17 protein-coding genes are annotated in these 24,072 nt (G+C 45.2%); 10 read left to right on the forward strand and 7 right to left on the reverse strand.

Going from position 1 to position 24,072, the window contains the following annotated elements; all coding sequences use genetic code 11:
- Positions 1 to 57: 57 nt before the first annotated feature.
- On the forward strand, positions 58 to 528 hold the full coding sequence (locus A3712_RS24800) for a hypothetical protein (protein ID WP_063525369.1): 471 nt from the start codon (positions 58 to 60) through the stop codon (positions 526 to 528).
- Positions 529 to 609: 81 nt separating this feature from the next.
- Here A3712_RS24800 and glgB read toward each other — a convergent pair whose 3' ends face one another.
- The 3 genes from glgB to A3712_RS24815 all read right to left on the reverse strand — a co-directional run bounded on the left by glgB (position 610) and on the right by A3712_RS24815 (position 7,780).
- The gene (gene glgB, locus A3712_RS24805) at positions 610 to 2,793 is read right to left on the reverse strand and encodes a 1,4-alpha-glucan branching protein GlgB (protein ID WP_063525370.1); all 2,184 of its coding nucleotides are present in this window, start codon (positions 2,791 to 2,793) and stop codon (positions 610 to 612) included.
- Between the two features lie 176 nt (positions 2,794 to 2,969).
- The gene (gene malQ, locus A3712_RS24810; protein ID WP_063525371.1) at positions 2,970 to 5,150 is read right to left on the reverse strand and encodes a 4-alpha-glucanotransferase; all 2,181 of its coding nucleotides are present in this window, start codon (positions 5,148 to 5,150) and stop codon (positions 2,970 to 2,972) included.
- 176 nt (positions 5,151 to 5,326) lie between these two features.
- Positions 5,327 to 7,780: a glycogen/starch/alpha-glucan phosphorylase gene (locus tag A3712_RS24815; RefSeq protein ID WP_063525372.1), complete on the reverse strand. Its 2,454-nt coding sequence runs from the start codon at positions 7,778 to 7,780 to the stop codon at positions 5,327 to 5,329.
- 567 nt (positions 7,781 to 8,347) lie between these two features.
- Here A3712_RS24815 and malT point away from each other — a divergent pair.
- The 7 genes from malT (at position 8,348) to sstT (ending at position 17,559) form a co-directional block, all read left to right on the forward strand.
- Positions 8,348 to 11,056 (forward strand): HTH-type transcriptional regulator MalT, encoded by a 2,709-nt coding sequence (gene malT, locus A3712_RS24820; RefSeq protein WP_063525373.1) that lies wholly within the window; start codon positions 8,348 to 8,350, stop codon positions 11,054 to 11,056.
- Between the two features lie 558 nt (positions 11,057 to 11,614).
- The gene (locus tag A3712_RS24825; protein WP_063525374.1) at positions 11,615 to 12,535 is read left to right on the forward strand and encodes a DUF368 domain-containing protein; all 921 of its coding nucleotides are present in this window, start codon (positions 11,615 to 11,617) and stop codon (positions 12,533 to 12,535) included.
- A gap of 196 nt (positions 12,536 to 12,731) precedes the next feature.
- Complete coding sequence (locus tag A3712_RS24830; RefSeq protein WP_063525375.1) at positions 12,732 to 13,172, forward strand: hypothetical protein; 441 nt, start codon at positions 12,732 to 12,734, stop codon at positions 13,170 to 13,172.
- A complete protein-coding gene (locus A3712_RS24835; RefSeq protein ID WP_063525376.1) occupies positions 13,169 to 13,765 on the forward strand; it encodes an SCO family protein in 597 nt (198 codons plus the stop codon). Before A3712_RS24830 ends, A3712_RS24835 begins: the two co-directional genes overlap by 4 nt.
- A gap of 130 nt (positions 13,766 to 13,895) precedes the next feature.
- Positions 13,896 to 14,354: a copper chaperone PCu(A)C gene (locus A3712_RS24840; protein WP_063525377.1), complete on the forward strand. Its 459-nt coding sequence runs from the start codon at positions 13,896 to 13,898 to the stop codon at positions 14,352 to 14,354.
- A gap of 519 nt (positions 14,355 to 14,873) precedes the next feature.
- A complete protein-coding gene (rsgA, locus tag A3712_RS24845; RefSeq protein WP_063525378.1) occupies positions 14,874 to 15,938 on the forward strand; it encodes a ribosome small subunit-dependent GTPase A in 1,065 nt (354 codons plus the stop codon).
- Between the two features lie 406 nt (positions 15,939 to 16,344).
- Positions 16,345 to 17,559 (forward strand): serine/threonine transporter SstT, encoded by a 1,215-nt coding sequence (gene sstT / locus A3712_RS24850; RefSeq protein ID WP_063525379.1) that lies wholly within the window; start codon positions 16,345 to 16,347, stop codon positions 17,557 to 17,559.
- Between the two features lie 158 nt (positions 17,560 to 17,717).
- Here the strand turns inward: sstT and A3712_RS24855 are convergent, their stop codons facing one another.
- The 3 genes from A3712_RS24855 to A3712_RS24865 all read right to left on the reverse strand — a co-directional run bounded on the left by A3712_RS24855 (position 17,718) and on the right by A3712_RS24865 (position 20,952).
- Positions 17,718 to 18,923, reverse strand: coding sequence for a tetratricopeptide repeat protein (locus A3712_RS24855; RefSeq protein ID WP_082856313.1), 1,206 nt, complete (start codon positions 18,921 to 18,923; stop codon positions 17,718 to 17,720).
- 632 nt (positions 18,924 to 19,555) lie between these two features.
- Positions 19,556 to 20,485, reverse strand: coding sequence for a LysR family transcriptional regulator (locus A3712_RS24860; protein WP_063525381.1), 930 nt, complete (start codon positions 20,483 to 20,485; stop codon positions 19,556 to 19,558).
- A gap of 26 nt (positions 20,486 to 20,511) precedes the next feature.
- The gene (locus tag A3712_RS24865) at positions 20,512 to 20,952 is read right to left on the reverse strand and encodes an Lrp/AsnC family transcriptional regulator (protein WP_063525382.1); all 441 of its coding nucleotides are present in this window, start codon (positions 20,950 to 20,952) and stop codon (positions 20,512 to 20,514) included.
- A 141-nt stretch (positions 20,953 to 21,093) separates the two neighbouring features.
- Here A3712_RS24865 and A3712_RS24870 point away from each other — a divergent pair, with 141 nt between their 5' ends.
- Positions 21,094 to 21,678: a LysE family translocator gene (locus A3712_RS24870; RefSeq protein WP_063525383.1), complete on the forward strand. Its 585-nt coding sequence runs from the start codon at positions 21,094 to 21,096 to the stop codon at positions 21,676 to 21,678.
- Between the two features lie 55 nt (positions 21,679 to 21,733).
- Here the strand turns inward: A3712_RS24870 and A3712_RS24875 are convergent, their stop codons facing one another.
- Positions 21,734 to 22,123: a DUF1294 domain-containing protein gene (locus tag A3712_RS24875; protein WP_063525384.1), complete on the reverse strand. Its 390-nt coding sequence runs from the start codon at positions 22,121 to 22,123 to the stop codon at positions 21,734 to 21,736.
- A 156-nt stretch (positions 22,124 to 22,279) separates the two neighbouring features.
- Between A3712_RS24875 and A3712_RS24880 the strand changes: the two genes are divergently transcribed.
- Positions 22,280 to 24,052, forward strand: a complete 1,773-nt coding sequence (locus tag A3712_RS24880) for an alpha-amylase family protein (protein ID WP_063525385.1) — start codon at positions 22,280 to 22,282, stop codon at positions 24,050 to 24,052.
- Positions 24,053 to 24,072: the final 20 nt, after the last annotated feature.

Below are 24,072 nucleotides of genomic sequence, written 5' to 3' on the forward strand. Positions count from 1 at the left end.
CATTTAGAAACTCTTAATATTTCTTTTACAGAATGTTGCGCGAAATAGAGATATGTAATGGCTCGAATTACCCAAGTACAGAAACTAGAAAATCAAAAGCACTACGATGAGATCGTACTAAGCCTTTTTCTAGCTGAAGGACATGAAGCACTAACTTATGCAAGGATTGCTCAAGAAATTGGCATTAGTTTAACGACGCTTCAGGGTTACTACCCATCAACTCGTGCTATCCGCTCCGTATTGCACCAACACATGCTATCGATCGTTATAGAGAGCCTAGACTTCTCATCAGAAGAAGCCTTTCTTCAGTCTTGGCAAAACGCTCTCGATGATGAACAGTTCCGATACGTGATCAAATTGATGTTCTTCCATGCATCTCAGGTTAAAAGTCCAGAAGAGTTTAATATCAGCTCAGATGGCGCATTTAAAAGTAAAATGCTCGAGAGCTTTGGAACTAACTCCATTAGAATTATTGAAACCGTAGTAGGGCGCTCTATGCTCTACCTGACGAACTTCAAGCAGCACTAAACGAGATGCTCTCAAATAGAAAAAGGGAACTATAGGGTTCCCTTTTTTGTACTATCTAAGCTCGTATTATGTCGGATTACATTACGGGTTCAGCTTGTAAAAAATAGTCGACAATGGCGGTAGGCGAAGCTCAATCGAGGTATCCAGCCCTTCGCTTTGTACCGCTTCGATTTCAGCCACCTCTTTTACTTCAAAACCACTGCCGTTGTATTTAACATCATCAGTATTGAGTAATAGGCTGTACTTACCTTGTGCCGGAACTCCTAGGCGGAAATGCTCATGTGGTACTGGCGTAAAGTTCGATAAGACTAGCACACGCTCACCTGATTCGCTGATACGCTCGTGCGCTAGGATGCTCGCTTCCGCTGAATCCTGTAGACGCCATTCAAAACCTCGTGGGTCGAAGTCCAAATCATGCATCGCAGCTTCATTACGGTAAAGATGGTTCAAATCTTTCGTTAGCTTTTGGACACCTTGGTGACGTTCGTAGTCTAATAAGAACCACTGCAGTTGGTCATCATGGTTCCACTCTGCTGTCTGGCCAAACTCAGCCCCCATAAAGTTAAGCTTCTTACCCGGCTGTGCGTACATGTAACCCATGTATGCGCGTAGGTTAGCCGTTTGCTGCCACTCATCACCTGGCATCTTGTTATGGATAGAACCTTTACCATATACCACTTCATCGTGAGACAGGGACAACACGTAATTTTCGCTGTGCGCGTAAACTAGCGGGAAAGTAATTGTATCGTGGTGGTATTTGCGGTTAATTGGATCTTCTTGGATATAAGACAAGCTATCGTGCATCCAACCCATGTTCCACTTAAAGCCGAAGCCTAAGCCACCCATAAAGGTCGGTGCAGAAACACCAGGGAAAGCCGTCGATTCTTCCGCAATGGTCATCGCATTCGGGAAGTGTTTGTACACCTCTTCGTTCATCCACTTCAATGTCGCGATGGCGTCGTAGTTCTCATTGCCGCCATCAACATTCGGAATCCATTGATCGTGGCTACGCGAGTAATCGAGGTACAGCATTGAAGCTACGGCATCCACACGAATACCATCAATATGGAATTGCTCGAACCAGTACAGCGCATTTGCCACTAAGAAACGACGTACGTGTTCGCGACCTAAGTCATAGATGTAAGAGTTCCAATCCTGATGCCAACCACGACGTGGATCTGGGTCGTGGAACAACGGTGTGCCATCAAAGTTAGCTAAGCCGTGGTCATCACTTGGGAAGTGTGCTGGAACCCAGTCAAGTACAACACCAAGACCAGCTTGGTGACATTGGTCGACAAAGTATTTGAAATCATCCGGAGAACCAAAGCGGCTCGTTGGTGCGAAAAGACCAACAGGCTGGTAGCCCCATGAACCATAGAACGGATGCTCTGAAACTGGCATCAACTCAACGTGAGTGTAACCAAGCTCAGTGAGGTACGGGATCAGCTCTGCTGCTAACTCGCGGTAGTTTAGAAAATCACCTTCAGCATTACGCTTCCAAGAACCAGCATGTAATTCATAGAACGAAAGTGCTTCTTTACGCTTCTCTGTCACTGTGCGATTTTGCCATTTCGCATCTTGCCACTCATAACGAGCGTGATCGTAAGTCACAGAAGAGAACGAAGGGTACTGCTCAGAGTAGAAACCCCATGGGTCAGCCTTGTGCGGTAAGCCTTCACCATTTGGTCCTTTAAATTCGAACTTATATTGAGCGCCCTCTTCCAAGTCTGGAATGAATAAGCCCCAAATACCGTAGTCCAAACGTTGCATTGGATGGCGACGGCCGTCCCACGAGTTGAAGTTACCTACCAAGCTAGCCGCTGTTGCATGCGGTGCATAAACCAAGAAGCGAGTACCAGAAATTGTCTGACCATCACGCTCTAGCGTAACAAACTGAGCCCCCATGTGATGGTACATATCTTTCGGTGTGTGAAGGTCTTCGTAGCTCGCGTACAGATCATGATACTGGTAAGGATCATCGATGATCTGCTCTACTCCCGCCCAATCAACTGCGAGCTTATAGTGAGTAAAACGCAAGTCTCTTTCTTGCTTAAGAATGAATCCACTTTCATCCTCTCGCTCTAACTCAATACGAGGTTCCTTTCCAACAATCAACTCGACTTTATCTGCCCCTGGGATCCATACACGTAATGCACCTTGCTCTGAAGGTAAGTACGGCCCTAAAAACGCAAATGGGTCAGTGAAGCAAGCCTGTGATAGTTGGGTATATATTTGTTTTTGCTTTGAAATCGAACTTAGTTCCAAAACGTTTCTCCCTAACCAAACATCCAAAAAATATAATACAAAAATGCCCGCTATTAGTGCGGGCAATATAACAACAATTTATTCTACCAGATGAGCATTCATTATTGAGTGACCAAGGTTATAGTTTCGTACGCCGTAAGCAAAAAACCACCTATTTTCAAAGCCACTCAAACTCATCATTTACCTGCTTTTTCTCGAACTTCTGTTAGCTTAGAAGCAATTCGATTCACGCCGTCATGAGCAAAGATTTCGTCTAAGTTCATCGATAGTTTACGACGCCAGTTCGGGTACTCATCTACAGTACCAGGAATGTTTACTGGCTGGTCCATTTCCAACCAATCTTCCAATTGAACACTTAGCAATGTTGAGCCGCCAGCAGCAACGTGTAATTGCAGTGCTTCAGCAAGGTATGAGTCCATTGGTACTTGGCTAGCATCGCGACCAACACCTTCAGGTAAGAAACCATGCCATGCCACAGAGTCTAGGATACCTTGCTTACACTCAAGACGGTCATCAAACAAACCATTCAGCTGTTCTTGATCTGGGTACAGACCAATCTCTTGACCCATTTTCAGGTCATCACAGTGCCAGAAGCCACGTAGTGTTGGCATGTCGTGTGTACATAGTGCCGCCATCGACTGTTCAGCGTAATGAGCAGGTGAGATGAAACCACCATCTTCTTCTGATGTTTCGAAGAAGAACACCTTGTACGAGTGAACACCCGCATCAGCCAAGATATCGACAATCTCATCTGGCACAGTACCTAAATCTTCACCGATAACGCTACATTGGTAACGATGAGATTCAAGAGCAAGAATCGACAGCATGTCTTGAACTGGGTAGTAGATGTACGCACCTTTCGTTGCATCTTCACCTTTTGGAATCCACCACAGGCGAAGTAGGCCTAATACGTGGTCAATACGCAACGCACCACAGTGCTTCATGTTTGCACGAAGTAGCTTGATGTAAGCATCGTAGCCCGTCGCTTGAAGTACTTCTGGGTTTAGCGGTGGAAGCCCCCAGTTTTGACCGAGTGGACCAAGAATATCTGGTGGAGCACCGATGCTTGCATCCATCACTAGGTTGCCTTCGTCAGCCCAAGTTTCACTGCCAGAATCCGCAACGCCTACTGCTAGGTCTCGGTACAGGCCAACCGCCATGCCTTTTTCTTCAGCCAATGACTGAGCATCGTTGATTTGGCAGTCAGCTAGCCATTGTAGGTACATGTAAAGATGTACTCTATCTAGGTTGTCTTTGATGTACTTCTGAGTTGCTGGGCTATCGAATGTACGGTATTTCTCAGGGAATACCGGCCATCCCCACATACCAGAACCTTCAGCATGCAGTTCACCATGCAGAGCATCAAATGCTGCTTGGTGCATCAGGCTATCACCGCCCTCTTCAACAAACGCTAAGAATGCTTGTGCGCGATCGCTGTTTTTGTCGAGGTGACGAGTTTTAAATTCTGTAAATAGCAGAGGTAAGATGCTCATCTTCAACTCAGACACTTCGGTGTAGTTCACCCAGTGTGCATCACGCGCTTTCTGAAGGCGTTGTTGGAACTCTGCACTGCCTACCGTTTGTTGTGCTTCAGCGCTCAATGCAAACTCAGGTACAGAGCTCACATCAATGTATAGGATGTTCAACCAACGACGTGAAGACGGGCTGTATGGGCTCGCTCCTTCAGGGTTCGCAGGGAACAGAGAGTGAATTGGGTTTAGACCAACGAAGTCACCGCCGCGAGACGCGATATCAGCTACCAACTGTTTCAGGTCACCGAAATCACCAATACCCCAGTTATGCTGAGTTCTTAGGGTGTAAAGCTGAACACTTGGTCCCCAAAGTTTTTTACTTTCTTCGATTGGCGACTGCTTAAAACACGCTTTAGGTGTAATAATTAGCGTCATTTCGTAAGGCTTTTTACGGCGCTTACGGCTCACAATTAACTTGTGGTAACCCCATGCCAGATCATTTGGCAATGCAAACACTAAAGGGCCACCCTCGGCACGCTCATCACGAACGACTTGAGATTGAAGATAGCCTTCAAGTACCTCTCCTTGCTCGGTCTCTAAACGCCAACTGAACTCACTCTCACGAGCGCTCACACCTAGATTCAGCGCCACTTCTACTGGCTCGCCATCACGCAAGACAAGAACTGGGTCTAGTACATCTTTTTTATGTTTTCTTTCTGCTGACTTAAGCAGTGCATCATCGCTGTTTGTATCGTAGCCCAATGAAGCCAGTAGAGATGTAATTGTCTCATCTGATACCTGCGCTTCATCGCCCCACGCACTAACGTAACTGTCGGCAATATTTGCCATTTCTGCGACTTGTTTTAATACGGTCTGTTCTTTCATCGCTCTCTCCGAAAACGTTCTAACGCTTTCAATTTTGTAGGGTTGTTATTTAATCTGTTACTAATCAATTAGCTTGTGACAATCAGTTTGTGAGCATTGCTATCGGTAAAAACCATCTATTTGCTCACAAGCTAATTGAGCCAAGGCAGAGACTGCCTTGGCTACGTTTGAAACTATTAACGGTAAACCGCTTCAAGTTTCCAAATGTTGTTCACGTAGTCGCGGATAGAACGATCCGATGTGAACTTACCAACTAATGCGGTGTTAAGAATCGCTTTCTTAGCCCAACCCGCTTGGTCTTTGTATTGCACGCCCATGTCCTCATGCGCTTTCACGTAAGAAGCAAAGTCAGCAAGACATAGGTATGGGTCACCGCCATCTAGCAAGCTATCGAACGTTGCACGTAGAAGACCTGGTTGACCTGGTGTGAACTCTTCACCCGTTAGCAGATCAAGTGACGCTCTCAATAGTGGGTCTGCGTTGTAGTAGTCGTATGGGTTGTAACCCTGAGCTTTCAATGCTTTTACACCATCAACGTCTAGGCCGAAGATGTAAATGTTTTCATCGCCCACTTCTTCACGAATCTCAACGTTCGCACCATCCATCGTACCGATAGTCAGAGCGCCGTTTAGAGCCATCTTCATGTTGCCAGTACCTGATGCTTCTTTACCCGCTAGCGAGATTTGTTGAGAAACGTCAGCTGCCGGAATGATGATTTCCGCCATACTTACACGGTAGTCAGGGATGAATACCACTTTCAGCTTGTTACCAATGCGAGGATCGTTGTTGATCTTCTCTGCAATCTTGTTGACCGCGAAGATGATTTCTTTCGCTAGGTGGTAACCCGGTGCTGCTTTTGCTGCGAAGAAACATACGCGTGGCTCACACTCAAAACCAGGTTCGTTCAGGATACGGTGGTACAGAGATAGAATGTGTAGCAGGTCTAGGTGCTGACGCTTGTATTCGTGCAGACGCTTGATTTGCACGTCGAAGATAGCGTTAGTGTCTAGCTCGATACCCATGTTCTCTTGAACCCAATCAGCAAGGCGCTGTTTGTTTTCTTTCTTAACCGCCATGAATTCTTTTTGGAATTTCGCTTCTGTTGCGTACTTTGCAATACCTTCTAGCTGTTCAAGTTTTGCTGGCCACTCTGTGCCAATCTTGTCAGTGATAAGCTTAGATAGACCGGGGTTACAGAACTTCAACCAACGACGAGGCGTGATACCGTTTGTTACGTTAGTCAGTTTGCCTGGGAAGATTTCGTTAAACTCTGGGAACAGGTCTTTCTTAACCAATTGAGAGTGAAGTGCTGCTACACCGTTTACTTTGTAAGAGCCAATCACACATAGGTTTGCCATGCGAACCATGCGGTGGAAACCTTCTTGGATGATAGAAAGCTTCGCTTGCTTCTCACCGTCACCAGGCCACATCTTGCGAACTTCTTGAAGGAAGCGGTGGTTGATTTCAAAAATGATTTCCATGTGACGTGGAAGTAGACGCTGGATTAGCGACTCGGGCCAAGTCTCAAGTGCTTCAGGAAGCAGTGTGTGGTTTGTGTAAGCGAACGTGTTGGCACTGATGTCCCATGCCGTATCCCAATCTAGACCTTTCTCATCGATTAGGATGCGCATTAGTTCAGGAATCGCGATTGTTGGGTGCGTATCGTTAAGCTGGATTGTCTCTTGCTTAGGTAGGTCAGCTAGAGCAAAACCTGCTGCCTCGTGACGACGTAGGATATCGCGAACAGACGCTGCAGAGTGGAAGTACTGCTGCATTAGACGAAGCGTTTTACCTTTTTCGTGGTTGTCGTTCGGGTATAGAACCTTAGTAATGTTACCCGCATCGATTAACGCATGTTGTGCTTCGAAGTAGTCGCCGTTGTTGAAGCTTGCTAGTGAGAATGGTGCGATAGCCTGACATTCCCAAAGACGTAGTGGGTAAACCGTATTTGACTCGTAACCTACGATTGGCAGATCCCAAGGCATGGCTTTTACTTCCATACCCGGAACCCAAGTACGCACTTCTTTACCGTCAATGTATTCAACTTCAACATGACCGTAAAAACCAATGTGTTGCGCAAGTTCAGGACGAGCCACTTCCCATGGGTAACCTTCAACACCACGCCATGCGTCTGGCGCTTCTTGTTGACGACCGTCCTGGAAAGATTGCTTGAATAGGCCGTATTCGTAGTGAAGACCGTAGCCTACCGTTGGGTATTCTTGAGCGGCACAAGAATCCATGAAACAAGCCGCTAGACGACCAAGACCACCATTACCTAGTGATGGGTCACGTTCTTCTTCTAGAAGGTCAGTCAGGTTTTGACCTAACTCTTCCATTGCATGCGTGATCTGCTCGTACAGACCCATACTGATTAGGTTGTTACCTGTTAGACGACCAATCAAAAATTCTAGCGAAAGGTAGTTCACGCTCTTCGCATTTTTGATTTTCTCGTCATTTTCAGTTTCTAACAGGTCAAATGTTGTCAGTTCGGCTAGCGCGCGCCCCATAGCTAGGTACCATGCGCGGCTATCTGCATTTTCTATTGTAGTTGCGTAGGTTGCAGATAGATGTTTCTTAACGTTTTCTTGGAACGACACTTTATCGAAAGTTTTTTGCTGAGTTGTTTTCATTTCCGAAATCTCGCTTTTAATAGTTCTAATTCATCTGTGACATATCGTGCATGGTCACCAGAAACTAAACATCCTCCCGCTCATGCGCCAAACTAGGAGTAGATGGAAGGGCGTAGGGGGCGTACCAACACAAGGTTAGTGATCTAAATCTCATGTTCTGACTTCGAACAAAAACTTGGAGTGACTAAGATCACAAGCTCCTGTTCGATAACTTAACTTCGATTAATGTGATTTTTATCTGACCTAATTACAGTCATTATCAAATCTGAGTTTCAGATCACGAAAATATTTTCCGAGTGTCATCTTTTGCATTAAATACAGTGCAATTAGAAACAAAGTCACATTATCGAACCACCACAATGTATGACCCAAGTCACAAATTAAGGGCGTAGAGACTCAAAAACATGCAGGACTGCAAGGTTTCTGCGAAGGATCATAGTCGGTGTCGTTTTACTTCACGTAATATGAGTAAAGACTTAAGTAACTAGGCTAGTGTCATTGGACTGCACTCAATGCGTGCTTGATAGATTCCTGACCATAGCCACGGAATAGGTGTAAAACTTCGACATGTGGATCCCTTCGAAACTGACTCGTCCCGGCCGCTTACACAATGCAATTCTGCGTCCTAGGGTTCTCGATCTGCTTCAGAATGCAGATTGCTATAAACTCGTACTGTTCCGCTCTCCTGCTGGATACGGCAAGACCACCATGGCTGCTCAATGGTTGGTAGATAAACCCAACGTGGGTTGGTATAGCATCGATGATAGTGACAACGATGCCTTCCGTTTTATCAACTACCTACTTCAATCACTCAATAAAGCGACACAAAACGCCTGCCCTAATGCGCAAAAACTGGCAGAAAAAAGACAATTTTCATCGTTACACTCTCTATTAAGTGAAGTTTTCGCCGAAATGTATGAGTTCCATCAGGAATGCTTCCTTGTATTGGATGACTATCACCTGGTTAACAACGACGACATCCACGAAGCCATGCGCTTTTTCCTAAAGCACATGCCCGACAACCTAACGCTTGTTGTGACCAGCCGCGGCACACCGCCACTGGGCACAGCAAACCTTCGCGTTCGTGACTTAATGATCGAATTAGGCAATGACTCTTTGGCATTCGATACCGAAGAGACCACACGCTTCTTTAATCAACGCGTTGCCGATGGCATTGATGACACAACCGCCGATAGTATTTGTAGTTATGTAGAAGGTTGGCCTTCTGCGCTACAACTTATCGCCCTTCAAGCACAGCACCAAAAGCGCACGCTGGCACAGTCTGCTGAGTCGTTCTCTCACTTCAACCATGCTCATTTGTGGGATTATCTGGTTGAAGAAGTCTTCGACTTGCTAGACAAAGAAACCCGCCAGTTCTTGATGCAATGCTCTGTACTTGACCACTTTAATGATGAATTGGTGTGCGCGCTTACTCAACGCGAAGATGCGCTCGGAATGCTCGAATCTCTCAACCGGTTTGGCTTGTTCATCTACCCTCTTGAGGGAGAGAAGAACTGGTATCGCTTCCATAATCTGTTTGGTGAATTCCTTGCCCATGAGCGCCAAGCTCGCATTCCACAACAAGAAGCAGAGTTGCATCACAGTGCGGCAAAAGCGTGGATCGAACAGAAGACACCGCACCAAGCACTGCGTCACGCACAGCGCGCCAATGATCCTGATTTGATTGTTCAAATCCTTAGCGAACACGGTTGGCAGATGTTCAACCAAGGTGAGTTGTCATCACTCGAGATGGCAATCAAGCAACTCACCACAGAGCAGCTCTACAGCGAACCAAAGCTGTCGATGCTACGCGCATGGTTGGCGCAAAGCCAGCACCGTTATGACCAAGTGGGTACCTTGTTAGAAGAGGCAGAAACTCAGTATCAAGCACGAAACATCGAGCTAGATACTCAGCAGCAAGGCCAATACAACGCACTACGCGCACAAGTTGCTATCAACAGTAATGAGCCTGAAAAAGCGCTCGAACTCGCAGAGCTTTCTCTAAGCCAGCTTAATACCACGGTTTACCGCAGCCGCATTGTGGCAACCTCGGTTGTTGGCGAAGTGAATCACGTAATGGGTAACCTAAGCCGTGCTCTACCAATGATGCAGCAAACTGAGAAGCTGGCTCGCCAGTATCAAGTTTACCATCAAGCACTGTGGGCAATTCTTCAGCAGAGTGAAATCTTGATAGCTCAAGGCTACGTTCAGGCTGCATTTGAATTGCAAGACAGCGCCTTCAAATTGATTGAAGAGCACCAACTGCAATATGTACCTCTGCATGAATTCTTGCTACGCGTACGAGCTCAGATCTTCTGGTGTTGGAACCGTTTAGATGAAGCAGAAGAGTGTTGTTACAAAGGCTTAGATATACTTGGTCACCACTCTCCAAGCAAACACCTTCATAGTTACTCAATGCTGGCTCGTATCTCACTGAGCCGCGGTGAAATTGACAAAGCATCGAAGTTTATCGACCAGATCCAAAACTTACTTCGCCAATCAACCTACCACGTTGATTGGACGGCAAACGCTTCACTGTCTCTGATCTTGTTCTGGCAAGTGAAAGGCGATAAAGATGCTATCCGCGACTGGTTAAGCGTTGCGGTAAGACCGGAATGTGCGAGCAACCATTTCTGTCAGCTTCAGTGGCGTAACATCATGCGTGCTCACATCGTCCTTGAGCAATATGAAGAAGCAGAAGAGGCGCTAGCATTCTTGAAGAGCGAAGCACAGTGTTCACACTTGGTCACTGACACCAACCGTAACTTGATTGTTGAGGCGGTGCTGCGTACACAAATCAATGATGAAGACAGCGCGCGTGTATTGCTTGAAGAAGCCCTACACATGACCAACCAAACAGGCATGGTCGGTAACTTCTTGGTCGATGGTGGCACTATCGGGCATATTCTAGATAAGTTGAGCAACAAACCCGGCTTGGGTGATTTAGAACGTCACCGAGCACAGCAAATCATGAAGGATATCTCGACCACGCAGCGCAGCCGCTCCGTTCACTTTGATGAAGACTTTGTTGAAAACTTGGTTAACCACCCGAACATTCCTGAACTTGTGCGCACCAGCCCTCTCACCCAACGTGAATGGCAAGTACTAGGCTTGATCTACTCTGGGTTCAGTAACGAGCAAATCGCTCAAGAGCTAGATGTGGCAGGGACAACGATCAAGACTCACATTCGAAACCTTTATCAGAAGCTCAACATCGCTAATCGTAAAGAAGCGATAAGCACAGCAGAGAATTTGCTGCAGTTGATGGGTTACTAAACGGGTTCGAGAAAAAACAGAAGCTGGTCACCGATGGTGGCTGGCTTTTTTTTTCATCTGAAATTCAGAGCCTAAAAGTATCGGGTCGGGAATAGAAAAAGGAGAACACCAAATGACAGGTAAAAAAATAGCCAATCGCAATAATCGCGATTGGCTCTATATATTTGTGAACAAATCGTAGGTTCACTAACAACGTCAGTTGGCTAGGTGACCCTCGGCTTAAGAAGGGTCAATTTATGCTATGCAGTTAGCGTGCCAACTTTAATTGGGCATTTTATAAGCCCTGCATCGCATAAAAGCGGTTAATTTCACATGCGAATTGCAAAGTGCATTTGCACAATGCAATCAAGATGCAATATTGATAAGAGACCAGTTTCATCCCTAATATTAATGATAAATTACTAAGTGATTGTATTTTAAATGTTAGGCAGATATTCACATCAACGTATTGCCTTACAATTAAGAGAGTAAGAAAAGCACCTTCTGAATAGCATATTCATACTTTTTTGACAGCAAAGTTTGTATACTGCACAAAATCACCCTCAACTCTATGAAGCAATGAACTACTTAAGTACTTTTTTCAAAGGCATGGCCATGGGCGCAGCTGACGTTGTCCCAGGCGTTTCAGGCGGTACCATCGCATTCATCACAGGTATCTACGATAAGCTATTAGAAAGCATTCGCAGAATTAACCCTAGCGTCCTTGGTTTATGGAAACGCGAAGGCTTCAAAGCTGCGCTCAACCACATTAATGGCTTTTTCTTGATTTCTTTATTCGCAGGCGTATTTACCAGCATTGCGACATTCGCAAAACTGATCTCTTGGTTATTGATCACTCACCCAGTACCTCTGTGGTCGTTCTTCTTTGGCCTGATTTTGGTGTCTGTTTTCCATATTCTTAAACAAGTAGAAAAGCGCGATATCATTCGATTCGTGTTTTTACTGCTTGGTGTTGCCTTTGCTTATAGCATTACAGTGCTTAAACCACTGCAAATGGAGCCAACCAGCATCAACATCCTAATTGCAGGTGCGATCGCGATCTGTGCGATGATCTTACCTGGCATATCAGGCAGCTTCATTTTGCTGTTAATTGGTATGTACGGCCCCGTACTTGGCGCCGTGAAGGAATTCCAAATTGACGTGCTTGCCCTATTCCTTGCGGGCTGTGTGATCGGTCTGCTGACTTTCTCACATTTACTGTCTTGGCTATTGCGTTCATTCCGCGACTTCACGCTTGTGTTCTTAACCGGTTTGATGATTGGTACTCTGCCTAAGATCTGGCCTTGGAAAGAGACCATCAGCTGGCGAATCAACTCTAAAGGTGAGCAAGTGCCTCTCATCCAAGAGAATTTATCGCCGTTTAACTTCGAAGCTGTCACCTCTCAGCCTTCTCAAGTGACTTTGGCTGTGATCATGATGTTGGTTGCTATCGCATTAGTTCTCGGCTTAGAAAAGTTCGCTAAACGCAATGCTGACTAATCTCTAACAATCGAGCGGCATTTCGCATGTAGGGTACTTTCCTTAAATAGCGACGTGTCAGTAAATTGAATCCAAGCGAAGCTACTGGCTTCGCTTTTTTATATCTACCATACGCACAAAATTGTCTCTTGATACAAGCACGTATTGAGTGGTGTGATACCATCGCCGTTCTTATAAAATCAATTGAGAACATGACATGCACCCAGCATTAAAGGTTGCTGCGCTTGGTATTGCGTTGGTCGCTGGCTTTTATGGACCACAGGCAGTCGAGCAATTTAAATCGGTAGTAGGGAGCCACTCTCCTGACGTCAACTTAGATGACTACTGCATGCTTTCAACAACATCGTGTGAGCAAGACAGCGTTGCTATGACCCTTGAGCACGAAACAGCTCAACCTCTAGTCCCAACAAGAATTAAAGTGGTTTGGGAAGGCGCGGCATCTGATACCTTGATGCTATCGCTGACGGGTTTAGAGATGGAAATGGGCTCAGCACGTTTCCAATTAAAAAATACTGGTAACAACATCTATGAAGGTAATGTCATTTTACCCGTGTGTACCATGGATCACATGACTTGGCTTGGTAAGCTTACCGATGGAGTTGAAACCGTAAAACCTGCAATAAGGATGACAAGATGAGTAAGAATTGGTCGCTAGCATTGGTTGTAGCGTTTGTACTTGGCTTTGGAGTTAAAAGCTATCTCGATGATCAAACAGAGGCTCAAGAGCAACACGCTGAAAAACAACAATTTTCCGAAACAACGCTTTTTGGAAAAGACAACCAACCAATAAAACTCTTTGACGAAACCGATGACAGAATTCGTATCGTTTATTTTGGCTTCACGCGCTGTCCTGACGTTTGCCCAACGTCACTAGCGATGCTAGCTGGAGCCCTCAACCAAATCTCTGATGAATCGAAAGCCAAGATTCGCCCGATGTTTGTTTCTCTCGATCCAGAGCGCGATGCCGCGGAAGCATCATATAAATACGCGCAGTACTTCAACCCAATGATTGAAGGTATGAGTGGTCCATTGGATGTAACCACGAATCTGGCGCATAAATACGGTGTTATTTTCAGAAAGACACAGCTTGAAGATTCAGAGCTAGGATACACACTTGACCACAGCTCATATTTCTACTTTTTAAAGCCCAACGGTACCTTGATTACTAAAGTACCGCACACGTTGACGCCTGCACCAATTGTTGAAGCGATCAACACATTGACGCATTAGAGTGCTAAGAAACTCTAGAAGCTCTAGAAGCTCTAGAAACAGCGTGTACAAAAATAAAGAACTCAACCAATAGAGTTCGAAACGTAAAGTCAGGTCCCAGACCAACACATAAAACAATAAGGACAACAACATGAAGTTAAAAGCACTTGCTCTAGCAGGCTTATTGCTCACTCCTCTTGCTCACGCAAAAAGCGACATCATGGTACATGACGCGTACGCTCGTGCGACACCGCCAACAGCGGTGAACAGCGCTGTATTTACGACCCTAATGAACCATAGTGACAAAGATCGCGCTATCGTTTCTGCGACAACACCAGCTGCAGGTAAGGTAGAGCTTCATGATGTTATCGTTGAAGGTGACGTGATGAAAATGCGTCAGGTTCAACAGATCACAATCCCTGCAAATGGTGAAGCCGTACTTAAGCCTGGCAGCCTGCACATTATGTTATTCGACCTTAAAAATGGTCTAAAAGAAGGTGAGCAGATCGAAATGACACTGACTTTCGCGAATGGCGAAACACAAACTTTCGAAGCACCTATTAAGAAAGTGATGAGTGGCATGAAAAAGATGAATCACGATCACCACTAATTGTAGAAACTGACGCTCATGAGGCTTATTAAAAGTCACAACACATATCGGTAAAAAATTAGACAAAACAAGCCACGATGACTTCTCGCCATCGTGGCTTTTTGTTAAAATGCTCTCGCTTTCTGTGCAAAGCGTGACCACATTAATAACCAAGGAGAATAGAAGATGATTGCAATAAAAACACTAAAACTGGCAGTAAAAGTCACGCGTTAATTTTGTTTGGTTAAACCTACTTTAATCTCGAACTACCAACATTAAACCACCAGCTGGCTACCGCACACTTTTACCCGGTTTACAACTGATCGCACATGATCAAAGCATGCTCACAACGCATGAATCAATCCGGGGTCCTATCTATATGAATTCGACCCAAACTCTAACGCATTTTTGACGTCACGACGCTTTTTGAGCTTGTAACGCTTCTGGTCTCACCAACGATAAGAGGTCTCACAAGAAGTAAGTGCTCCCATAAGAAGTAAGTACTCCCGTAAGAAAGCTCGCACGTCTGGGTAAATAGACATGAATTCACAAACTACACTTTCTCATCCAATATCACTTCAACAACTTGGATGGCAACCTGTATTTCAACAACAACTGACACTTGAAGATTACGACCATTCAGTAATAGCACGTATCACCGCGCACCATCGCATTGGCTACACATTGGCGTCTGAGCAGGGCGAAATCACTTTACCCATTTATCACAACCAACCCGCAATGACCGTTGGCGATTGGGTAATATTGAACTCTGAACTCCAATTCGATCGCTTACTCGAACGCCAATCACTCTTTAGCCGAAAAGCTGCTGGGAGTCGTGTGGCTGAACAATATATTTCAGCCAATATCGACACAGTGTTTATAGTAGTTTCATTAAACAACGACTTTAATCTGAGTCGCATTGAACGCTATCTAGCACTTACCAATGAAGCACAAGTTGAAGCGGTTATCGTCCTAACTAAGAAAGACTTGTGTGACGACTACGAACACAAAGTACGACAGGTACAAAGCTTAGACCCGATGCTCATGATCGAAGCGGTCAACAGCCTAGATCAGGACTCAACCCAAGTGCTCTCACCTTGGTGTAAAAACAGCAAGACCGTCGCGCTAATGGGCTCTTCTGGTGTGGGTAAGTCGACTTTGGTTAACTCATTGCTAGGTGAAGCATCGCAGGCAACAGGTGATATTCGTGAAGACGACAGTAAAGGCCGTCATACAACGACATCACGATCGCTCCACTTGCTCGAATCAGGTGGCTTGCTACTCGACACTCCAGGAATGCGAGAGCTACAACTTGCAGACTGCGCTGAAGGTGTGAGTGAAACTTTTTCAGACGTAGAAGAGTTAGCAATGCACTGCCGCTTCTCTGATTGTCATCATGAATCAGAACCGGGATGCAAGATAAGGGCTGCTATTGAGAGTGGTGAACTGTCTGAAAGACGATTTACTAACTATCAAAAGCTACTGAGAGAACAAGCAAGAAACGGCGCTTCTCTTGCAGAGCAACGCGCTAACAATAAGCAGCTGTCCAAAATGTACCGAAACGCACAGTCAGAAAGCCGAAACATTAAGAAAGGTTCAGCTTAAACAGTTGGTACATGACCTCGAGCTAAGTTCATAGCTCATCCTTTAGCTGAAAACTTCAAGCCCCATGGCGTTGATCGTATGGGGCTTTTTCTTTCAACGTGATGGGGGAGCGACTATTTACGCACACAATGCTCTCACCAATCGCCATTTACACCCTCTAATTTACAGTATATTAGCTCTATCAAATGTGAATTTGCAGATTCATAGCTCAATCAAAATACATTTATTTAACATTTAGCTCTAAAAACACCACGTAGTGCAAACAATCACACTAAAAGTAAACTATTCCTAGACACCCGCTACGATCCCGCTAATATGACCGCCCATTCCACTAGTGTATAGTCGGATTCGGTACAACTTTATAAAAGATACATCACTATAATAAATTAACAATTGCAGGTATTTTATGCAAAATCACAACATGCTCGCCCGCATCGCTCGTGGGAATCTTGTCCTACAGATCCTTGCTGGTATTGTTTTCGGTGTCGTTCTCGCCATGATTTCTCCTTCAGCAGCTCAAGACGCAGGCCTTTTAGGTAGTCTGTTTGTTGGCGCTCTGAAAGCTGTTGCCCCAATTTTAGTATTCATTCTTGTTGCAGCTTCTATCGCAAACCAAAAGAAAGGTCAGCATACTCATATGCGTCCAATTATCGTGCTTTACTTGATTGGTACCTTCTCTGCAGCACTAACAGCAGTAGTACTGAGCTTCATGTTCCCAACCACTTTGACGCTAGTTGCTGGCGCAGAAGGTGCTACTCCTCCTCAAGGTATCGGTGAAGTTCTTCACACGCTTCTATTTAAACTCGTAGACAACCCAGTAAGCGCGCTAATGAACGCAAACTACATCGGTATTCTTGCTTGGGCAATCGGTCTTGGTCTTGCTCTGCACCACGCATCTGCAACAACAAAAGCGGTTTTCGAAGATCTAAGCCACAGTGTTTCACACATTGTTCGCTTCATCATTCGCCTAGCGCCATTTGGTATCTTCGGTCTCGTTTCAGCGACTTTCGCAACCACTGGTTTTGAGGCGCTAGCAAGCTACGGTCAACTTCTAGCGGTACTACTAGGTTCAATGCTAATCATTGCTCTTGTGGTTAACCCACTGCTTGTTTTCGTTAAAACAAAGCAGAACCCATACCCTCTAGTATTCCAATGTATTCGTGAATCAGGTGTAACTGCATTCTTCACTCGTTCAAGTGCTGCGAACATCCCAGTAAACATGAACCTTTGTAAGAAACTAAACCTAGACGAAGACACTTACTCTGTATCTATCCCACTAGGTGCAACCATCAACATGGCGGGTGCTGCAATCACTATTACTGTGTTAACGCTGGCTGCTGTACACACCATGGGTATTGAGATTGATATCTTCACTGCAATCCTACTGAGCCTTGTTGCTGCGGTATCTGCATGTGGCGCATCTGGTGTTGCTGGTGGCTCACTGCTACTTATCCCTCTTGCATGTGGTCTATTCGGTATCTCAAACGATGTTGCGATGCAGGTAGTAGCGGTAGGTTTCATCATCGGTGTGATTCAAGACTCTGCTGAAACAGCGCTTAACAGCTCGACAGACGTAGTGTTCACAGCTGCAGTATGTAAAGCTGAGCAGAATAAAGCTTAATTAAGCTTTATCCGCTCGTAAGCCAAATCTAAATAAAGAAAAAGGGAAGCATCTGCTTCCCTTTTTTGTTATCTGAATTTCATTATAACCACTCAAGCTGTATTCAACTTATCACGATGGATAACATGTCCCATGGATAACCCAGTGAACACCACTAACTAGCTTCTGCTCCAATTTGACTGACTAAAGTCTAGAGGGTCACTAGTCTGATTGACTTGCTTCTCTATTGGTGATCGCTCTGTATTCGATTGCTGGCTGTAATCGATGTTCGCTCCTTGTGTATTCGATAGCGACGTTTCTAGATGGCTGCTCTCCACATTAAATGACTCACCCTCTTCATCAGACGCTTCTTTCACTTTCTTTGGAATCGGTATATTGCGTTTGTAGAGCTTGTTGAGCGCTTTGATTATTGAGTGCTTGGTGATCGCTTGTTGGGTAAGTTTTGTCATGATCGGTTTAGTCAGCGCTTGTAAGCCCACAACCGCATCGACACCCAGCTCACCACCTACTTTATCTCGCTGATGCTTGGCTTCTGAATAGCCAAAGTGAGCAGATAGAAATAGCCAGATATAAGCAATCGCATTACCGTTGTTGCCATGGTCTATCCATGCCTCACCAGCTCTAAACATAGCCTCTGCACTGTTCTTTTCTGCTGCAGTTTCAAACCAGTACACAGCCTCACAATGGTTAGGCTCTACGCCAACACCATTTAAGTAACTCATACCAAGTTTGATCTTACCATCTAGGTTGTTTTTCTCTGCCGCTTTGCGATACCAATCAACAGAGCTTTCTGCGGAGTAGTCTGGGTTTTCTTTGTCTAGACACCAGTCACCCATGAACAGCATCGCTTCGGTATTCCCACCAGCGGCAGATTCCTCAATATAGGTGTAACCTTTGGGAGTGTTCTTTACGGTTCCGCGCCCATGAACCAGCGCTTTACCCATCTCAAATTTCGCCGACATGTCGTTGTCTAGGGCTGCGATCGCAAGCTGCCAAAAGTTAGCTTGTTCTCTTAAGATCAGGTCTTCTTTGCGCTTCATGCTCAAGCGCACAATGCCGTACATACCGTTGACGTTATCCAAATGCGCCGCTTTATCGTACCAATATATCGCTTCCTTAATATTGTTACGCTCAGCTTCTTTCGCCAAAAATAGAATCGACGGGACATGTCCGGTTTCGGCTTTAAAGTGGCGCTCTTTTTGCTCTTGGATACGTGCTTTTTCAATCGCCTTTCGGTAAGCAACAGCACGCGCTTTACGCTCTTGTTCCAAGCGCTGTTTTCTAAGTGATAAAGAAATCAGCCACACTGCAACAAGTATTAACGAAAGAGCAGTCGCACCAATTGCGATTCCCATTGTACTCATAAAATGTTTAACCTAATTCGGTTTCGTTCTACCCTATATCGGCCACAAGTAGCCTATATTGAGTAGTTAATTTCTGGGGCTACTGCCCGGATGGTGACAAGAGACGCAGTCTCTAAACGCTCCGCCTTAAACTTGATTTAGTATCTCAGGAATACATAACAATAAGAAGTCTGCAAAGACTAATCCGTACGCAACCCATAAATCGTGTGATCTTGCTCCAATAAGGATTGTTCTCTCCAATTTCCCTTTCATCAAGTTAGGCTCAACCGCTCATCAGAAACCGATGGTTCAAGACCTGTGCCTAAAAGCAGCGGTGATGCATGCATCCCACCAAGTGTGACAACGTCATGTTCGCGTGAAATATTGAGATCTATGAAGTGGAAGCGGCACTGATCGTCGATCAAGAAGTAGAAATTGATGGCCACGTACTAGGAAAAAAGCTTACCCAAGTGGTAAAGAGGTGATTTACGAGCACTAACTTCGATTGAAGACGCACTCTTTATACAAAAGATCCGCTCACGCCAGCTATAGCTGAACTTTACATTGTAAATTAGTGAGCGCTAAAAAGTAAAAAGAAGCCAGATCGTGTGACGTCCTGGCTTCTTTTTTAATTTGATATGGCAGAGAAACCGTTAATCTTGCTGCATCTTCTCCCAAATCGTTGGCGACCCAATATAATCTTGCACTGAAGTGATGAACTCTTTCACTAGCTTGGTCTGCTTACGGTGTGGGTAGACGGCGTATATAGCGGTATCCGCTGTGGAGATGGCGTAATCAGGAAGCAGTGTCACTAAGCCCAACTCTTTCATCGATGCGTACAGGTTTGATTGATCAAGAAAGCCATAGCCTAAGCCATCTTTCACGCAAGACACCATAGTACGAACATCACTCACCTTATAGTTGCCACGAATCGTCAGGCTCTGGAAAGTGTTACCATGTGGCTCTTCACTGATACGCAGATGATCCACCGTCATATCACCGTTGGTATAAATCACCGCAGGCAGAGACAACAAATCTTGTGGCGTTTTCGGCTCACCATGCTGCTTCACAAAGTCATTCGAGGCGACCAGCATGAAGTTGCTGTCAGCTATCTTCTTCGCAATTAGATTCGATTCCACCAGCTTACTGAAGCGAAAGGCGATATCAAACTGCCCTGCAATAATGTTGGCGATCTTGTCGTCTAGTGAAAGTACGATCTGAACATCCGGGTACTTTCTCATGAACTGCGTGATGATAGGTTGCAGATATTGCTGACCAAAATAGATGGGCGACGTAATTCGTAGCACACCTTTAGGTTCAGATTGGTACGAATCTGCAATACCTTGAATCTGATTGATGGTGTCTTTCAACACGTAGGTCTGCGCGAGAATATCTTCCCCTGCTGACGTCAAAGAAAATGAACGAGTAGAACGATTGAGTAGCTGAACACCCAAATCTTGCTCAAGCTTCTTGATCTGTTTAGAGAGTGAGGAATTATCCATGTCGTGTAAGGTTGCCGCTTTGGTAAATGACCCTTGTTGAACCACATCTAAGAACAATAACAACTGATTGGTATTGGGCACTGCGCCGCTCCTAATATTAAGCTCGATTAACGTTCATCTTTAGGGGTATCCATCACCACCATGGTTGTGATGGATTGAACCTGAGCACACTCTCCTAGCACATCGGCATGAAACTTCTTGTAGCTCGGCAAGTCTTTAGTCTCGACTCGCAACAAGTACTCATTAGCACCGGTGATGTTGTGACACTCGACCACCTCTTTCTCCATAGCGACGTGCTCTTCAAACTCCAATTGAGCAGATTTTTTGTGGCTTGATAAACCGATCGAAACGTAGGCGATAAAACCCACGCCCATTAAGCCGTTATCTAGAACCGCACGATAACCTTGAATGGTGCCTTTGCGCTCAAGATCTTGTACACGCCTTAACGTCGCTGAGGCCGATAAGCCAATTCGCTCTGAGAGCTCAATGTTGGAGATTCTGCCGTCCAACTTAAGCTCTTGCAATATCCTTTCGTCAAATCTATCCATAAGTACTTATTATTGTGCATTCAGTGATAATAAAGGAAATAAAAGCACATAATTGCCTCACTTTCCACCTACTATGTTTCTCAACACGTGAAAGTCATGACCGGTCAGTCACTTAGTTCATTTTTATGCTGGAGAACCATTATGCCTTTAGAACAACTTAGCGCACTTGCCTTGTTTGCGTTTGTCTCGACCTTCACGCCGGGTCCAAATAACATCATGCTCATGACTTCTGGTGCCAATGTTGGCTTTGCCCGCACCATTCCACACATGCTTGGCATTGCTCTAGGTTTTGCTGCTATGTTGCTATTGGTTGGCTTTGGTTTAATGGGGGTTTTCAACGCCTATCCGGTGACTCACCAAGTATTGAAATACCTGAGTCTTACGTACTTGGTGTACCTCGCAATTAAAATAGCCAAGAGTGGAAAAGCGAAAAGCACTGAAGCTTATAAACCGATGACCTTCATCGGCGCGGCGAGTTTTCAATGGGTTAACCCGAAAGGTTGGTCAATGGCACTGACAGCCATTTCTCTTTATAGCAGCGGCAGTTCATGGTGGGAGCTTGCAATCATCGCAGCTATTTTTACGCTAGCTAACCTGCCATCTGTAACCTTCTGGACAGCAGCAGGCAAGCAGCTACAACACTGGTTAACAACGCCAGTCCGCGTCAAAAGCTTCAACTATGGCATGGCAGGGTTGCTGTTGGCGTCGACCATTCCGATGCTCTAATCGAATAACTTCTATATTTTAACGGTTAGTACTCTGCTGCTAACCGTTATTCTCGTTAAAAGTAACTCACAAGATCACTAAGCCAGCGATCAAATATCGCCTGCCCGCTCGGCGTTAACGTCCAGACAAACGCCGCTACATTGATAACCACTGTTAACCAATAAATCGCTCTGAACGGCTGTTTTTGTGTTTTATGACGCAGCTTATCTTGAGCGATCAAAGCCCCTAACCAACCACCAGCTACCGAAAAGATATGCAGGGTTTTCTCTGGCACACGCCAATTCCCATTAATCGCGGCTCGTTTATCTTTTGCGTACACAAAAAACGTCACGACACCGATTACTAAATACCACGCCAATAGCGCTTTTGAGCTTTCCGCAAACAACGCAGACACCACCACCAGAATCAAATAAGTGATAGTGATTTGAACAGATGAAGACAACATCAACTCCTTTTGGGTAACAGCTCACATACTGTGGTAATTACGCCCGTAGATTTTGATAAGGATGAGTAAGGCGTATTGTCATTCGGTTAGTCTGCAAAAAATAAACAAGCCCTTTCATCCCTACATAACATGATGGAAGTTAAAGGAATTATAAATATGTACAACCAAAAGTACGCCATCTACCAAGTTTTTACGCGTTTATTTGGCAATAAAAACACCCAGCATGTCCCGTGGGGCACTATTGAACAAAATGGCGTGGGCAAATTCAGTGATTTTACCGACAAAGCGCTGTCTGAAATTCGCAAGCTTGGAATGACTCACATTTGGTATACCGGAGTTCCTCACCACGCGTTAATCAATGACTACAAACACATTGGTATTTCAAACGATCACCCAAGCGTAGTAAAAGGTCATGCGGGCTCTCCTTATGCCGTAAAAGATTACTACTCGGTAAACCCTGATCTCGCTGATAACCCCGAGCAGCGACTAGACGAGTTTGAGGCGCTAATTAAGAGAAGCCACGACCACGGTTTAAAAGTGATCATCGATATCGTCCCTAATCATGTTGCACGTCATTACAAAGGGTTAAATAATCCCGAGGGCGTAAGTGGTTTTGGTGCTTACGATGACACTACACTCGAATACCACAGAAACAATAACTTCTACTACATCCCCAACAGCTCCTTTGAGCTACCGAATATCGAGCCTAAGCTTACCCCGCTCGGTGGAGAACAACACCTAGCCCTAAACTCTCCGTTTATCGAAATGCCCGCTAAATGGACAGGTAATGGTTCACGCCTAGCTAAACCCAACTTCGACGATTGGTATGAAACTGTAAAGATCAATTACGGTGTGCACCCTGACGGTTCAAAAGACTTCCCTGAATTACCGAGTGACTATGCTCAACGTGATTACCGAGCTCACTTCAATTTCTGGAAATCTATCGATGTGCCTAACTCCTGGGTTAAGTTCCGAGACATCGCCTTGTTCTGGTTAGAAAAAGGCGTCGATGGGTTTCGTTACGATATGGCGGAAATGGTACCGGTCGAGTTTTGGAGCTATCTCAACTCATCAATAAAGATGCAAAAACCCGATGCCTTTCTTATGGCAGAGGTGTATCAGCCAGACTTATACCGCGACTACATTCACTTAGGCAAAATGGACTATCTATACGACAAAGTGGACCTATACGATGGGCTCAAAGCCGTTATGCAAGGCAAAGCTTCAACAGCCATCATTCCCGAGATTCAGCATCAAATGATGGACATAGAGCACCACATGCTGCACTTCTTGGATAACCATGACGAACAGCGCTTCGCGTCTCCAGAGTTTGTTGGCAATCCAAATATTGCTAAGCCTGCAATGCTCGTCAGCACCTTATTGAGCTGCTCGCCGACTATGGTTTATTTTGGGCAAGAAGTGGGCGAACCGGGCGCAGAAAATGCAGGTTTTGGACAACCCTCGCGTACATCCATCTTTGACTACATAGGCGTCCAACAGCATCAAAAATGGATGAACCACGGCGCATTCGATGGCGGGCTATTAGACGATAGCGAAAAGCAGCTGCGTCACTTCTATCAGAAGGTGATGAACTTTTCTCTTGAGCACTCTTCAATGACTGGGCATTACCGAGACTTACACCAAAGCAATAATTTGAGTGATTCGGTTTACGCATTTCTGCGATATGACACCCAAGAGCTTACAATAGTTGCTGCGAATTTCAGCCTGCACACGACAGAGCGTGTTTGCTTGGTTATTCCACGTGATGTAATCCAAGCAATCAAAATTTCGGATGGTAGTTACTTGCTCAATGAACATATCGAATCTAGTCAGCAACAAGAATTACACGTGGAGGAAGGAGTTGGCTGCTTCAATATTGAATTAAAACCGCTGGCATCGTTGACTTGGGTATTACCATTAAATAATTAAAACTCTTGTCGATATTATAT

Origin of the sequence: Vibrio sp. HI00D65 (assembly GCF_001635455.1) — a bacterium.
In the GTDB taxonomy this organism is placed as follows: domain Bacteria; phylum Pseudomonadota; class Gammaproteobacteria; order Enterobacterales; family Vibrionaceae; genus Vibrio.

What these genes read in the sequence shown, in the direction of transcription:
- A3712_RS24800 (WP_063525369.1), top strand. Translation starts at nt 58, where the DNA reads ATGGCTCGAATTACCCAAGTACAGAAACTAGAAAATCAAAAGCACTAC.
- malQ (WP_063525371.1), bottom strand. Translation starts at nt 5,150, where the DNA reads ATGAAAGAACAGACCGTATTAAAACAAGTCGCAGAAATGGCAAATATT.
- A3712_RS24815 (WP_063525372.1), bottom strand. Translation starts at nt 7,780, where the DNA reads ATGAAAACAACTCAGCAAAAAACTTTCGATAAAGTGTCGTTCCAAGAA.
- malT (WP_063525373.1), top strand. Translation starts at nt 8,348, where the DNA reads ATGTGGATCCCTTCGAAACTGACTCGTCCCGGCCGCTTACACAATGCA.
- A3712_RS24825 (WP_063525374.1), top strand. Translation starts at nt 11,615, where the DNA reads ATGAACTACTTAAGTACTTTTTTCAAAGGCATGGCCATGGGCGCAGCT.
- A3712_RS24830 (WP_063525375.1), top strand. Translation starts at nt 12,732, where the DNA reads ATGCACCCAGCATTAAAGGTTGCTGCGCTTGGTATTGCGTTGGTCGCT.
- A3712_RS24835 (WP_063525376.1), top strand. Translation starts at nt 13,169, where the DNA reads ATGAGTAAGAATTGGTCGCTAGCATTGGTTGTAGCGTTTGTACTTGGC.
- A3712_RS24840 (WP_063525377.1), top strand. Translation starts at nt 13,896, where the DNA reads ATGAAGTTAAAAGCACTTGCTCTAGCAGGCTTATTGCTCACTCCTCTT.
- rsgA (WP_063525378.1), top strand. Translation starts at nt 14,874, where the DNA reads ATGAATTCACAAACTACACTTTCTCATCCAATATCACTTCAACAACTT.
- sstT (WP_063525379.1), top strand. Translation starts at nt 16,345, where the DNA reads ATGCAAAATCACAACATGCTCGCCCGCATCGCTCGTGGGAATCTTGTC.
- A3712_RS24855 (WP_082856313.1), bottom strand. Translation starts at nt 18,923, where the DNA reads ATGAGTACAATGGGAATCGCAATTGGTGCGACTGCTCTTTCGTTAATA.
- A3712_RS24865 (WP_063525382.1), bottom strand. Translation starts at nt 20,952, where the DNA reads ATGGATAGATTTGACGAAAGGATATTGCAAGAGCTTAAGTTGGACGGC.
- A3712_RS24870 (WP_063525383.1), top strand. Translation starts at nt 21,094, where the DNA reads ATGCCTTTAGAACAACTTAGCGCACTTGCCTTGTTTGCGTTTGTCTCG.
- A3712_RS24875 (WP_063525384.1), bottom strand. Translation starts at nt 22,123, where the DNA reads ATGTTGTCTTCATCTGTTCAAATCACTATCACTTATTTGATTCTGGTG.
- A3712_RS24880 (WP_063525385.1), top strand. Translation starts at nt 22,280, where the DNA reads ATGTACAACCAAAAGTACGCCATCTACCAAGTTTTTACGCGTTTATTT.